At 61.0% G+C, this 12,865-nt stretch carries 10 protein-coding genes; 3 read left to right on the forward strand and 7 right to left on the reverse strand.

Annotated elements, in window-relative coordinates; genetic code table 11:
• Positions 1-2: 2 nt before the first annotated feature.
• A complete protein-coding gene (locus tag ASD03_RS32185) occupies positions 3-1,352 on the reverse strand; it encodes an adenylate/guanylate cyclase domain-containing protein (protein WP_057218200.1) in 1,350 nt (449 codons plus the stop codon).
• Between the two features lie 389 nt (positions 1,353-1,741).
• Here ASD03_RS32185 and ASD03_RS32190 point away from each other — a divergent pair, with 389 nt between their 5' ends.
• Positions 1,742-3,079, forward strand: coding sequence for a nucleotide sugar dehydrogenase (locus ASD03_RS32190; protein WP_057218202.1), 1,338 nt, complete (start codon positions 1,742-1,744; stop codon positions 3,077-3,079).
• On the opposite strand, the gene ASD03_RS32195 is transcribed toward ASD03_RS32190, so the two are convergent.
• Complete coding sequence (locus ASD03_RS32195) at positions 3,069-4,229, reverse strand: DUF3095 domain-containing protein (protein ID WP_057218204.1); 1,161 nt, start codon at positions 4,227-4,229, stop codon at positions 3,069-3,071. The genes ASD03_RS32190 and ASD03_RS32195 overlap by 11 nt on opposite strands.
• A gap of 378 nt (positions 4,230-4,607) precedes the next feature.
• On the opposite strand from ASD03_RS32195, the gene ASD03_RS32200 reads away from it, so the two are divergent.
• Both ASD03_RS32200 and ASD03_RS32205 read left to right on the forward strand, forming a co-directional pair.
• Complete coding sequence (locus tag ASD03_RS32200; RefSeq protein WP_244494338.1) at positions 4,608-5,600, forward strand: autotransporter outer membrane beta-barrel domain-containing protein; 993 nt, start codon at positions 4,608-4,610, stop codon at positions 5,598-5,600.
• Positions 5,601-5,977: 377 nt separating this feature from the next.
• Positions 5,978-6,808, forward strand: a complete 831-nt coding sequence (locus tag ASD03_RS32205; protein ID WP_057218207.1) for an MBL fold metallo-hydrolase — start codon at positions 5,978-5,980, stop codon at positions 6,806-6,808.
• Here ASD03_RS32205 and ASD03_RS32210 read toward each other — a convergent pair.
• The 5 genes from ASD03_RS32210 to ASD03_RS32230 form a co-directional block, all read right to left on the reverse strand.
• Positions 6,795-7,565, reverse strand: coding sequence for a polysaccharide deacetylase family protein (locus ASD03_RS32210; RefSeq protein WP_057218209.1), 771 nt, complete (start codon positions 7,563-7,565; stop codon positions 6,795-6,797). The genes ASD03_RS32205 and ASD03_RS32210 overlap by 14 nt on opposite strands.
• On the reverse strand, positions 7,562-8,659 hold the full coding sequence (locus tag ASD03_RS32215) for a glycosyltransferase family 4 protein (RefSeq protein ID WP_057218210.1): 1,098 nt from the start codon (positions 8,657-8,659) through the stop codon (positions 7,562-7,564). The genes ASD03_RS32210 and ASD03_RS32215 overlap by 4 nt, the downstream gene beginning before the upstream one ends.
• Before the next feature lie 90 nt (positions 8,660-8,749).
• Positions 8,750-9,034, reverse strand: coding sequence for a hypothetical protein (locus ASD03_RS32220; protein WP_057218212.1), 285 nt, complete (start codon positions 9,032-9,034; stop codon positions 8,750-8,752).
• Positions 9,035-9,267: 233 nt separating this feature from the next.
• Positions 9,268-10,722 carry a lytic transglycosylase F gene (locus ASD03_RS32225; RefSeq protein ID WP_057218214.1) on the reverse strand — a complete coding sequence of 485 codons (1,455 nt, stop codon included), beginning with the start codon at positions 10,720-10,722 and terminating at the stop codon, positions 9,268-9,270.
• Between the two features lie 27 nt (positions 10,723-10,749).
• Positions 10,750-12,828: a mechanosensitive ion channel family protein gene (locus tag ASD03_RS32230; protein ID WP_244494344.1), complete on the reverse strand. Its 2,079-nt coding sequence runs from the start codon at positions 12,826-12,828 to the stop codon at positions 10,750-10,752.
• Positions 12,829-12,865: the final 37 nt, after the last annotated feature.

The following is a 12,865-nucleotide window of genomic DNA, read 5'->3' on the forward strand; positions in this document are numbered from 1 at the left end:
CCTTACTGAAGCATCTTGTCGATAAGGCCACGCGGCGGTTGCAGCGGGCGGGTGTTGCGATGGAGCAGCATGACATGCTCTGCTTCCGAAAGTCCATCCTGCAAAACATCATCGAGGCGCTCATCCGGCTTTGGCAGAAGCGCTGCCTCATTCGGGTAGAGAATGGTGAATTTCTGGCGCACGCCGCGCAGCTTTTCCTGCCCGAGCGCGGTCCAGTCGCCGCCGCAATAATTGGCGAAAGCCTCGCTGGCGACAACGCTGTGGGCGTATTTCTTCGTCAGGTTCTGCAGCCGCTGCACCTCGTTGACCGCCGAGCCGAAGGCCGAGAACGTTAACCGGTCGCGAAGGCCGACATTGCCGAACATTACATTGCCGACATGAAGCCCGACGCCATAGCCGATCGGGTCACGCCCTTGCTTGCGCCGCTCGGAATTGAGCAATTCCATGCGTGCGGTTGCGGCGCGCACCGCGCCGAACGCCTCGCGCGCGGCAAATTCGGAAGGTTCCTTGTGCCGGCCGCAGGGATAGACTGCCAGGAAACCATCACCGACAAAGCTGAGGATATGGCCGCCGTTGCGGTTGAACGGCGCAGCAATCGCATCGAAGTAACCGTTCAGCGTTTCGATATAGGATTGGCGGCCCTCCTTTTCGGCAAGCATGGTCGAGCGGCGCATATCCGCCATGACAAGGATCGCACGTACCGTCTCTCCGTCACCGCGCCGGACCTGCCCGCTCATCACGCGGCGGCCGGCGCTCGAGCCGAGATAGGTGGTCAGCATGTTGTCGGCGAGCTTGCCGAGAACGGCCATCTTGGCCGCAACAGCGAGATGGTTCTGCAGGCGCAACAGCGCGCCGATGACGTCATCGGTGAAGCCGCCGTGGCGGTCCGTCGTCCAGGAGCCGACCATACCGTGGCCGGAATCGGCGCCGAGCGACTGCATGAAGGCGATGTAGTCGGTCGCCCCCTGTTCCTTCAACTCGTCGAAGATCGGGAACTCGGACGGCGTATCCTTGTAGAGGCGCCGGCGGACATGCTCGAGATTGTTGTTGAGCAGGTAATAGTAGGGGCTGCGCAGGAACCGCTCCGGATTGAGCGCGAGTTCCTCGTGCCGCAGGCCGCTGACCTCGACGCCCTTGCCGCGCACCCAGGTGAAGCCGAGCGCATCATAGAGCGGATGCAGCATGGAAAAGGAAAGGTGCACGCGCATTAACGGCAGGCCGGCAGCTGCCAGCCGCTCGCAGAAGCCCTTGACGATCGTCTCCAGCGGCTCGTCGCTGAGCGACGTCCGCATGAGCCAGTCCGCGACCTTGTCGATCAGGATTTCAGATACGTTATCGTTTACCGGGCCCATTTCGCGTCCTCACCGTGACAGACAGTCCAGCACCATGCCCAATTGCGATGGGCGAACGGCCCGACGATGTGTCGGCGTTCGCTCGCGGCGGCTGATGATGATACGTGCCCGTTAAGAAAATGCTCCAACCGATTCCGGCGTCGATGACGTGCAGGCACCCGGAATGCGGCACTTATATACTGCAGATATTGATGGCCCTCTGCAATTTCCAGAGGCGCGCGAATTTTTTGTTTCGCGCCGCGGCCACACGAAGATTTGATGGCACGCCAATGCACCGCAGTCAGGGGAAGGCATCCGCGCCACGCTTGACTTGTACCTTGTTTCTATCCAACAAACCACGACATGTCGCCAGGCTGGCGCCTCCCGTTCACAAAAGCTGGAACCGAAAATTGACCTCACCCCATCACGAAAGGCTGCTGGCGTCGATTTCGGCTCGCACGGCCCATGTCGGCGTCATCGGACTTGGTTATGTCGGCCTGCCGCTCGCAGTTGCGGCGGCACGCGCGGGCTTTTCGGTGACCGGATTCGACATCGACCCGGCAAAGATCGTCGCGCTCGACGCGCACAAATCCTATATCGCAGCCGTACCGGACGCCGTGCTGGCCGAGCAGGCGACAGCCGGGCGCTTCAGCTCCACCACCAATTTCGGACAGCTGGGCAGTTGCGATGTCATCGTCATCTGCGTGCCAACGCCCCTGACGAAACACCGCGATCCCGACCTTTCCTTCGTTGAGAATACGGCACGTGCGATTGCAGCAACGCTCAGGGCCAGCCAGCTCGTGGTGCTCGAATCGACCACTTACCCGGGAACGACCGACGGCGTCGTGCGCACGATCCTCGAGGAGACCGGCCTCAGGTCGGGCGTTGATTTCTTTGTCGGCTTTTCACCCGAACGCGAAGACCCCGGCAACCCGGTCTACGAGACGACCAGCATTCCGAAAGTCGTGGCAGGCGACGGGCCGCTCGCCGCAAGCCTGATGGAACGCTTCTATGCCGCGGTGGTCAAAACGGTCGTACCGGTATCGTCCAACGCCACCGCCGAAGCGGTCAAGCTGACCGAGAACATCTTCCGCTCGGTCAACATCGCCCTCGTCAACGAGCTGAAGATTGTCTTCGAGGCGATGGGCATCGACGTCTGGGAAGTGATCGAGGCGGCGAAGACCAAGCCGTTCGGCTACATGCCGTTTTATCCCGGGCCTGGGCTCGGCGGGCATTGCATCCCGATCGATCCCTTCTACCTCACCTGGAAGTCGCGCGAATACGAATTGCCGACCCGGTTCATCGAGTTGGCCGGAGAGATCAATTCGGCAATGCCACGCCACGTGGTCAGCCGGATCGCCGAGGCGCTCGATCGCCATGCGGGCAAGGCGCTCAGCCGTTCGAAGGTCCTTGTCATCGGCCTCGCCTACAAGAAGAACGTGCCCGATATTCGCGAAAGCCCTTCGCTGAAATTGATCGAACTGATCGAGGAACGCGGCGGTCGGTGCGAGTACCACGACCCCTATGTCGCCGAGATCCCATCGACGCGCGAATACAGCGCTCTGAAGGGCAGACGGTCCGTGACGCTCGACGAGCAGTCGATCCGGCAGTTCGATGTCGTGCTGGTGGCAACCGACCACGACCAGGTCGACTACGCCGCCCTTGCTAGCGCCTCACCGCTTATCGTCGATACGCGCAACGTGTTTCACCGCCACGGCCTGACCGGCGCGCACATCGTCAAGGCCTAGCCAAGGCCGCCTTCAGCTTGCTGGCGGCAACCGCATAGCCGCCTGAGGCTCCGTCCACGAAATGCATGTGATCCCGGCTCATCGGGGTGGGCACGATGCAGGTCATCAATGCAGAGTCCTGTTCGTGCAGGCCGTAGCGGCCGACGCCGGCCGCCTCGGCCCGACGAAGCCGCGCCTCGATCAAGGCGAGGCGCGCGGCGCTGATATCGATCGTCATCTTGAGGCCGTCATCGAATTTGCGGAAATCGGTGTTGTTGGCGAGATCGCGCCGATAACGGGTCGTATCGAACGTGCCGAGGTTCCAACCCATGCGAAAACAGATGAACAGCGCCAATGTCTGCAGCGTGATCCAAAGGCGCGCCAGAAGCCGCCCTCCCCGCGGCGCCCTCGCCCGCGCCTCGGCTTCGATGCCTTGAGTGGAAAAGCGTGGTTCAGGCCCGAGCTCGGGAACTGGATGCGCGTGTCGCTCTTCCTCGTCGGCAAGAGCAACGATGTCGGCGATCAGCGCCTGAAATTCCGGTCCGCTGCCTTTTTCGCCGGGCACTGTAATGATCGACGCGATCGAGCCGTGTCGTGACTGGATTGGGTTCCATCGGCACGATAGACCTGTGAGATCGGGTCGCGTGCCCGACGGTGCCGCCTCCACCTGGTAACGCCCCGCCTTCATGGCCGCTTCCGCCCAGCTTGCACCGCCGCCGGCAAACATCGCGTAGGAGACCTCCTCGCTCGCCTTGAAGCGGGCGACGCGCATGTCGAGGCCATCCGCCCTGATGTCCCTGACCGGCACCAGTGCCGCGCGCAACTCGAGCCCGAATTCTTCGAGGACCCACGTTTTCACCGCGGCAAGCGCCGCTTTCGCGCGCTCCGCCATCGATGCTGGCAGGACCGCCAGCGCCCCGTCGCCTCCGAAAACAAACGGCATGGATTTCTCGTCAAGACCGTTCATCAGCGCGGAGATGACGCTTGCGCCGGCCATGTTCACGGTCTTGTAGCGGCCCTCGGCGATCGCACCGGTTGAATTGACGATATCGGCGAGCGCGAGCATCCAGTCGTCCGGCAAGGCACGATAATTCGTTTCGTCGGCAACCCCTTCGAACGCGTCAAAGAGCGGCACGCTGTCGTAGAATCGTGTTTCACTCGTCTGTGCCATCGATGCTCCGAGCTTTTACCTACTGGCTATGTCGATAGATGTTCCACGCGAGACCGCAAGAAAAAGTTTCAAATCCCGATACCCGTGTTCAGGGAACCTGCGACGACCCCGGCAACGCCAGAGGCCCGCGAAGCGGGTTTCAGCATCAGCCGTCAAAGACCTTGGCAACTGGACGTAACGCCTTGGCAACAATCCTCGATTGTCCGAGTTTCCTCCTAAAATTTGACGGTTGTCAGGTCTCGGCACCCGTGGCCCTCGCCGCCGGTGACGACCCCGCTGCCGGAGGTCGTGACGCCGGAAGTGGTCCTCGTACCGCCTGGACCTGGCGCTACGCCCCCTTCAGAGGATGCCACGCCAGTAACCCCCGAGGTGGTGGTTGTGACGATAGACGGTACGCCGACAGCTGTGGAAGTCGTTCCACTCTACCGTGTCGAGGTACCTACCTACGCGGCCGTGCCGCCCGTTGCCCAGTATCTTGCCCTCTCCAGCCTCGGCACGTTCCACGAACGTCGCGGCGAGCAGGCATTGCTTGACGGCGCAGGTGCGCTGCCGACAAGTTGGGCGCGTGTTTTCGGCCAGAACACCGAAATGGAGTGGGATGGAACTGTCGCGCCGGGATTCGATGGCAACCTGTTCGGCTTTCAGGCCGGTCAGGACCTTTTCGGATGGGAAACCGATACGGGCCATCATGACCGCGTCGGTCTTTTCCTCAGCCACGTCCGCGCCGACGGCGACATCACCGGCCAGGCGCTCGGCTGGAACAATCTGAGCGTCGGCGACATCGAGGTCGACGCAAACAGCTTCGGCGGATATTGGACCCATATCGGCCCCAATGACTGGTATCTCGATGCCGTTTTGATGGGTACCTGGTTCGATGGAGATGCGAACTCCAACGGCGGCACCGGCATCGGGGTTGACGGAACCGGCATTACGGCATCGCTGGAGGGCGGCTATCCGATAGCCTTGACCGAGAGCTGGACGCTCGAACCGCAGGCACAGTTGATTTGGCAACATCTCTCGCTGGACGAGCAACGGGATGCATTCTCGACGACGTCCTTCGACAGCGAGGACGCTGTTACCGGCCGTTTGGGCTTTCGGTTGCAAGGCGACATTCCGACAGAGACGGCAACGCTTCATCCCTACGTCAAAGCCAATATCTGGCACGGCTTCGATGCGGACCAGCGCATAAATTTCGGCTCAGACGCGATCGTCACCAAAGTCGGCGGCACCGCTTTGGAAATCGGCGGTGGTCTCGTTGCAAAATTATCGGAATCGACCAGCCTCTTCGCGACGGCGGACTACACGACCAACCTCGGCGGAGACAAAACGCAAGTGCTGGAGGGGAATATCGGCATCAGCATAAAATGGTGACATCGTGACCAGACGCTGCCGCAAACGTCATGGGTAGAGGCAGAAGCAACGCTTGGGATGTGCCGCTTCATATCCGCTGGCGATTGCAAGAATTCGCTGCATCAGCTTGAGGAGGAGCAACAGCTGCGACGGTCAAATGGCCGGATAAGCTCCCGAAAAGCCTGACGATTGTTGCAAACGGCCGTTGATCGCTGCCCGCGACAAGGCTTCGGCCCACCCGACACAACATCAAATATGCCATCGTCATTTGTGGGCATTGATAAGGTTAATGTCTAAACAATAACCCATGCCATTGCAGGGGGGTGGTCATATGTGCTTGTCTATCAGTTAAGCGCAGGCAACTAGGCTTGCGCGGACAGCGTGAAGCCGAAACAGGAATGCAAGAAGACAATTTTCGAGTGCGGTTCTGGGGCGTAAGAGGGAGTTTGCCGGTATCCGGCGAGCAGTTCCTGCGCTATGGGGGGAATACATCCTGCATCGAAATTCGATGCGGCAAGGAAGTGTTGCTCTTCGATGCAGGATCAGGATTACGCGAAGCGGGCGCCTCTTTGATTGCCGAAGGCGTCGATAATTACGACCTCTTCTTTACGCACAGCCACTACGACCACATCATCGGCCTTCCGTATTTCAAGCCAATCTACAAGTGTCAGTCGTCGGTGCGGTTCTGGTCGGGGCATCTGCACGGCTTGATGACGACCAAGGAAATGATCCGCGATTTCATGCGGCCGCCATGGTTCCCCGTCGATCCGGATATCTGTCAGGCAAGCCTTGAAGGCGTCGACTTCAAGCCCGGAGACGTCCTGACCCCGCGCGAGGGCGTGACGATCCGCACGACGAGCCTTACCCATCCCGGCGGCTGCGTCGGCTATCGCGTCGAATGGAACGGCCGCGCAGTGGCGCTCGTCTACGACACCGAACACGAACCCGGCATCCTCGACCCGGCGGTCCTTGAGCTCATCGCCGCCGCCGAATTGGTGATCTACGACTGCACTTATCTCGAAAGCGAGATGACGCATTTTCGCGGTTTTGGTCATTCGACCGGGATGCATGGCGCGCGCCTTGCGATGGCCGCCGGCGTCAAGCGCTTGGCAATGTTCCATCACGACCCCGCGCGAACAGACGCACAGCTGGACGCGATGGAAATCGACGTACAGTCCATGTTTGCCGGTGCGTTCGCTGCCCGTGACGGTCAGATCATCGATCTATGAGGTCTTTCGCCTGACGCCACTGGCAACCGGGGTGCCCGGCCGTGACGGTGAAGAGCTTCTCGAGAAAATCCCAGACGGCCTCGTCGTGCACGAGGTGATGGGTCAAGAGACCGACCGTGCGGCCCGACTGATGCTCCTTGCCCTCTATGTCGCCGCTGACCTGCCGCGTGCGCGAGACAATATCGGCAATGATAATCCCGTGGTCCCGACATCCGCGCGTACCGCGCCAATCCATGACGTCAACATGAGTGTTGACCAGCGGGAAAGGCGACGGCTTCTCCGGTCCGAAAACCGAAAGGGCGGCAAATCCAGCCTCGGGCAGTCGTTGCAGCAGGGCCGGATCGATCCGGTTCCACGGCGGGACGAGCATCGGAATGAAATGTTCGGGAAAGAGCGTTTGCAGGCGCTCGACGCCGCATCGCAATTCATCGAGGATCATGACGTGCGGCCGATGGGCACCGAGTTCCTGCTTTTTCTCGCCAGGCGGCGCGTGATTGCGGTGTGCCCAGCCATGCACCGTCACGCAGACATCGGCAAGGCCCGCGAGACGCCGCGCCAGCGCTTCGGTCGCCGGCGCAGGCGGCACGGCGAGCGTCACCGGCACCGCATGGCTTGCCGCAAGCGATAGAAGCCGGTCGAGCGGAGCGCTCGGCTCGGTGGCATCGTCGTCCCTCAGCCAGAAGTCGACCTTTCGTCCCCGCACGTGTGCGCGATCGAGTTCATCGACGAGTAAGTGCCAGTCGGCATCAACGGTCACGCGGGCTCCTCCAGAAATCCTTCGAAAATCTCGCCCAATCGCCGTGCTGCGGCGGGGAAGGACCGCTCTTCGTGGACGAAACGTCGGGCATTTTCGCCAAACCGTTGGCGGGTCTCTGGGGTGTTGATCAGACAGCGGATCGCTGCCGCATAGGCATCGACGTCGCCCTCGGGTGTCAACAGCCCGGTCTCGCCATCCCGCACCACCTCGGGCACGCCCGCTGTGCGCTGCGCAACGACGGGCAGTCCGGCCGCCTGTGCCTCGAGATAGGCCAGCCCATAGGCTTCACCGCGGCCCGGCCAAAGATAAATCGCGCTTTCGCCGAGGATGCCCGGGATGTCGCTCGCATCTTTTTCGCCAAGCCAAATCAATCGGTCTGCCGGCAAAGCGGAAAAAACGTCGTGAACATCCTGCCGGCACGGCCCGTCACCCACAACGGTCATTGTCCACGGCCGATCGACAACCAGCGACAGGGATCTGGCAAGCATACGATAGCTCTCCATCTTGTCGCCGCTGCGCATCATCGCCACGGTGACGAGGCGACAACCATCCGCAGCACTGCGGAATGCCCGTGTAAACGGAGCCGTATCGATGAAGGGGGGAAGCATCGCCTGCCGGCAGGTGGGTGCTGCCTCGACCAGGCCATCGCGATCCCGCTGCGTCAGGCAAATATTGACCGCGGCCTGTTCAATGGCGCGCAGTACATGGCGTTGCGCAACGGCGCGCACGCCTTCATTGCGGCGGAATGAATAGGAGGCCTCGGCTGTGACGTAGGGAATGGAAAACTCGGCCGCAAGCCCTGGCCCGATCAGATCCGGCGCCTTGTAATAGGGGTGATAGCAAAACCAGACATCAGGTGGCGTTAGGGACTGCCAAAGCGTGCGAAGACGCGCCGTTTCGCTGGCCGCGGCTGCCGCCATCGACGCGAACTGTACCTCGCTGGCATCCGCCATGAAGCTGCGCAACTCGCTGGCAATCCACACTTCATGTCCCGCCTGCCGCAGCGCGTCGATCAACAGGCGCGCCATCAGCCGGTCACCGGATGGAACGTGGTGGCTGGGGGATTTCAGCGGTGCGTAGAAGGCGATTTTCATGCAGATCGAGCTATCGCGTCTTCGTTTGACACTGTCAACGGCAGCGGCAGTGCAAGCCGGCCTTCGGGCCGCACACGGACCTTAACCGGATCAATTGACAGGTATGTCGAAATAATCCCTTCGAACAAGCCTGAGCGAGCGATCCGGCTGGATAATGTATGTCTCTTTGACGAAGCTGCTGCCGCTCACAAAAGTATGCGGCACCATGCTGCCCACCGGCGCCTTCGTCAGCTTCGTCCTCGGCTGCCCGCCATAGGTGATGCTTCCCGGTATCGGCTCCAGATCCGGAGTGGTGCAGCCGGCCAGAGCAAGGCCCAACACTGCGAGCAGTACCAATGGCCCGCAGGGACGGAACGCGCGTCTCGATACAACCATCACCAAAACCTCCTTCGGGCCGGCCCCGGACGAGGCGCTCGTGACCCAGTATCCAACGCCTCAAAAACGATACGTCATGGTCGCCGCAACATTTCACACTCGCCCAAAAATGCCTTCATCCGATTGATTGAAGGCATCATTCAATAGGCCGGTCGGCGCCATCAGGTCCAGCTGGCTTTCGGGTCTCCGTCGTCAATAAGGGCGCGGGCCACTCAAGACGACGTGATGCAAATCTACTGCGCACTGGCATTGGCAGTGGCCGAGGATTTTATTGTGGTGGCTTCCTGAGCCTGCTCCGCCAGCAACCCGTAGGCAACGTAGTATTTGTAGATATTGCTGACATATTGAACCGTCTCGCGCCCAACGATCGCGGCCGCGGCATTTTCGACATTGCCGAACCACAAATTCGGATCGAGGCCCATGTCCTTTGCCTTTGCACGGAACTTGTGCAAATTGCCGGGGCCGGCGTTATAGGCCGCGAAGGCGAAGAGCATGCGGTTGCGCGGCGTGACCGCCGGGTCATCAATATAGGTATCGATCAGGTGCCTCAGATACTTCGATCCGGCCTCGACATTCAGGTTCTGGTCCTTGTCGATGCCATGGATGCCGACGGCCTTGTCGGCGGCGGTGGACGGCAGAAGCTGCATGATGCCGACTGCACCGCGCGGGCTGCGCCGGGACTGTTCAAGCTGCGATTCCTGATAGCCTTGCGCCATCAGCATCAGATAGTCGAAGGAATAGGTACCGCCGTGCTTGCGGAAAATCTCGACCAGTTGCTGGAAGCGCTCCATGTCCTCAGGCGCATAGGCACGCTTCAGCATCTTGTCGCTCTTGTAGTAGGTGTTCTTCAGGATGTTGCCGAAGGTGGTGCCGACCCGGTGGGTCTTGACGAAGGCGTCGAGCGCGGTCTTGAGCTGAGGGTTCTCCTTGCGGATCGCCCAGGCAACCTGCCCGTGATCAGATACGACGATATCGTCACGCATCTTGATATCCGTGAACACCGTAGCCCAAATGCTGCCTTTGTATCTGTCGACCACCGCCCAGGGCAAAAGACCGGCATTCACCATCTCGAGAATGTCCTCGTCCTCGAGATTGTCGTCCATCTCCTTGATCGTGATCGGCGCGCGCCCAGCCTTGACGAAACCGTCGCTCAGCGCGACCAGATGCTCGTGGTAGCTGCTGGACGTGCGAACACGGACTTCCCGGCCGCTTAGATCGTCCAGATTGGCGATCGCCGGCGCCGACGGCCCCGTAACCAGCACTTCCTTGGCCTCGTTGAACAACGGATCGGTGAAGTCGACCTTGGCCAGCCGCGCCTCGGTGATCGTGAGGTTTCCCATGACGATGTCGCCAAGGCCCTCCTCAAGCGCCGTCAGCAGGCGCCCACGTGCCATCGGCACGAATGCGACCCTTATCTTTTCGATCTCCTTTTTTCGCCCGGCGTTCAGCTCTTTTTCGAGCGCCGTTCCGAACTCGACTGCTGTGCCGAGCTGCCGACCGCGATCGATAAAGTAGATTGTCTTGCTGAAGGGCACGATGATCCGCACCAGCCGCCGCTTCTCCATGACGTCGAGATCACCCATATGCGGGGCGATGATCGGCTGGAATGTACTTTCGTCCGATTGAGCCCATAGATGTCCGGTCCCCGCCACGGCGAAGAACAGCAGAAACAATGCGAGGCGTCTCATTTATGGCCTCCCCAGCCAGAGAAAACCCTATTCCGGTGGTGCACCCTCGGCGAGCGCTGCCGCTGCATTCTTCTTGGCGATCGCATCGCGCGTCGCGGCTGCCGCAGCCGCGTTCTGTTCGTCGCCGGCCACGTGCATTGTCGGCGAAGCGAAGGAGATGCCGTTCTTGTCAAAGGCCTCCTTGATCATCGCCTGTGCCCGGCGCCGGACCTGTGTCTGATGTCCCGGCTTGGTCGTCATCGCAAAACTCAAGGTGATGCCGTAGTCACCGAAGCTCTCGACGCCCTTCATCTTCACCGTCTCGATAATCGTCGGCCCCAATTCGGGATCATCGAGAAGCGCCGCGCCAATGCCCTTCACCACCTTCTTCACCTTGGCGATGTCGGCCTCGTAGGACACATTGATCATGAACTTGTCGATCACCCAGTCGCGACTCATGTTCTGAACAGCACCAAGAGACCCGAACGGCACGGTGAAGACCGGACCGCGATGATGCCGCAGCTTCACCGAGCGTATGCTGAAGGATTCCACCGTCCCCTTGTAGCTGCCGCTTTGAATGTACTCGCCAATGCGGAAGGCGTCATCCATCATGTAGAAGATCCCGCTGATCACATCCTTGACCAGGGTTTGCGAACCAAAACCGATGGCGACGCCAAAAACGCCGGCACCGGCAATCAGCGGGCCGATCTGAACGCCAAGGCCGGAAAGCACCATCAGCAGCGCCACCACGAGGATGAAGGCCGCAAGGAAATTACGCAGGATCGGCATCAGCGTCAGCAAGCGGGTGTTGCGTGCACGTTCGGAGGGGTCAGTCGTTTGGACGGTAGCGTGCTTGACGCGAAGGCTGATCAGGCTCTTCGTCAACTGCCATATCAAGTCAGCCGCGAGCAGAATGACGACACCGGCAAGCACACCACGGAAAATCCGATTGAAAACGTCGTCCTGGACCATCATCGCTGCGTTGACGCGGAAGACAAGCGCGAGCCATCCGGCCGCCAAGGCAATGATCGCCAATCTGGCGCCGCGTTCGATCAGCACATTGCGCATGACGCGCATATCGTCGTCCGCCGATACATCCAGCATCGTGCGGGCAAAGGCACTGGTGAAGCGCAGGAGCGGTGGCAAGCCGATGATGTAAAGGCCGATCCAGAACAGAACCCTCATGTCGGCCACCCACAGCACCCAAAGCAGCACCAGGAAGGAGACCAGCAGAATGTTGCCGACAACACGGCGCGATCCTGTGGTTGCGGCTGGTCTCCTCAGCACGGTGAGGATTGCAAGTGCAAGCACGATAAGACCGAGCGCGGCCGCCACAAGGTTGCGAACGTCGGGGGCGACAGAAAGGGCCTGCATGGCGTCGCCGATACCCCAGATGGCGGCGGCGGCACAAATGATTGCCACTGACGAGCGGTACCAAAAATGCGCATCCTCAGCCGTCAGCGAGAGATAGCCGGCTCGACCGGATGGATCGGTCGCATCGACCGCTCCACCAGACATTACTGCGGCCCCATTGGTGATCAGCAAGCGGGCTCCGATCCAGGCAACCAGGAGCGGCGCGATGGTTTCTTCAAGCCGCGATGGCCACTCAGCGACGGCGAGCACGGCGGTCGTGGCAATAGCGAACACCAGGAGCGGCAGCACCTTGACCAGAATCGTGCGCGCCGCCCCGGTCAAGGCCGCCGAACGCAACGTCCGCCTCAAAAAATAGCGTAGCGCGTATTCGGCGCCGTACCCGACCAGCAAGATCAAGAGGAATCCCTTGAGGATCGGGGCGGAGCCATGGTTTTCCATGTCTCCAGCGAGGCGGCTGCGCGCCGCGTCGAATTCGGGGCCAATGCGCGGCACCGCGTTGGTAATACCGGTCAGATGGTGGCGGATCTCAGCCGTCCAGCGGGCCGCAAATCCGGGCTCCGGCTTGGCATCGGTCGATGTCGTTGCCGCCGGCGCGGTCGCACCGGGCGCCGCCGGCTGCTTGGTGGCCAACCATTGCCGCACTTCCGGATCATCGAGCAGCTCGATCAGTTGCTGAACCTTGGCCGGCTCCGCGCCGGGCGTGGCGGTTTGGTTCTGCGCCTGGCTTGCGGACGCAAGTCCTAGGAACACCATCAAGAAAGCGAGAACGCGGGCCATCGGCCCCCAGAAT

It is taken from the genome of Ensifer sp. Root127 (genome assembly GCF_001425225.1).
GTDB lineage: Bacteria > Pseudomonadota > Alphaproteobacteria > Rhizobiales > Rhizobiaceae > Ensifer > Ensifer canadensis.

What these genes read in the sequence shown, in the direction of transcription:
- ASD03_RS32220 (WP_057218212.1), bottom strand. Translation starts at nt 9,034, where the DNA reads ATGGTTGTATCGAGACGCGCGTTCCGTCCCTGCGGGCCATTGGTACTG.
- ASD03_RS32215 (WP_057218210.1), bottom strand. Translation starts at nt 8,659, where the DNA reads ATGAAAATCGCCTTCTACGCACCGCTGAAATCCCCCAGCCACCACGTT.
- ASD03_RS32195 (WP_057218204.1), bottom strand. Translation starts at nt 4,229, where the DNA reads ATGGCACAGACGAGTGAAACACGATTCTACGACAGCGTGCCGCTCTTT.
- ASD03_RS32185 (WP_057218200.1), bottom strand. Translation starts at nt 1,352, where the DNA reads ATGGGCCCGGTAAACGATAACGTATCTGAAATCCTGATCGACAAGGTC.
- ASD03_RS32230 (WP_244494344.1), bottom strand. Translation starts at nt 12,828, where the DNA reads ATGGTGTTCCTAGGACTTGCGTCCGCAAGCCAGGCGCAGAACCAAACC.
- ASD03_RS32225 (WP_057218214.1), bottom strand. Translation starts at nt 10,722, where the DNA reads ATGAGACGCCTCGCATTGTTTCTGCTGTTCTTCGCCGTGGCGGGGACC.
- ASD03_RS32205 (WP_057218207.1), top strand. Translation starts at nt 5,978, where the DNA reads ATGCAAGAAGACAATTTTCGAGTGCGGTTCTGGGGCGTAAGAGGGAGT.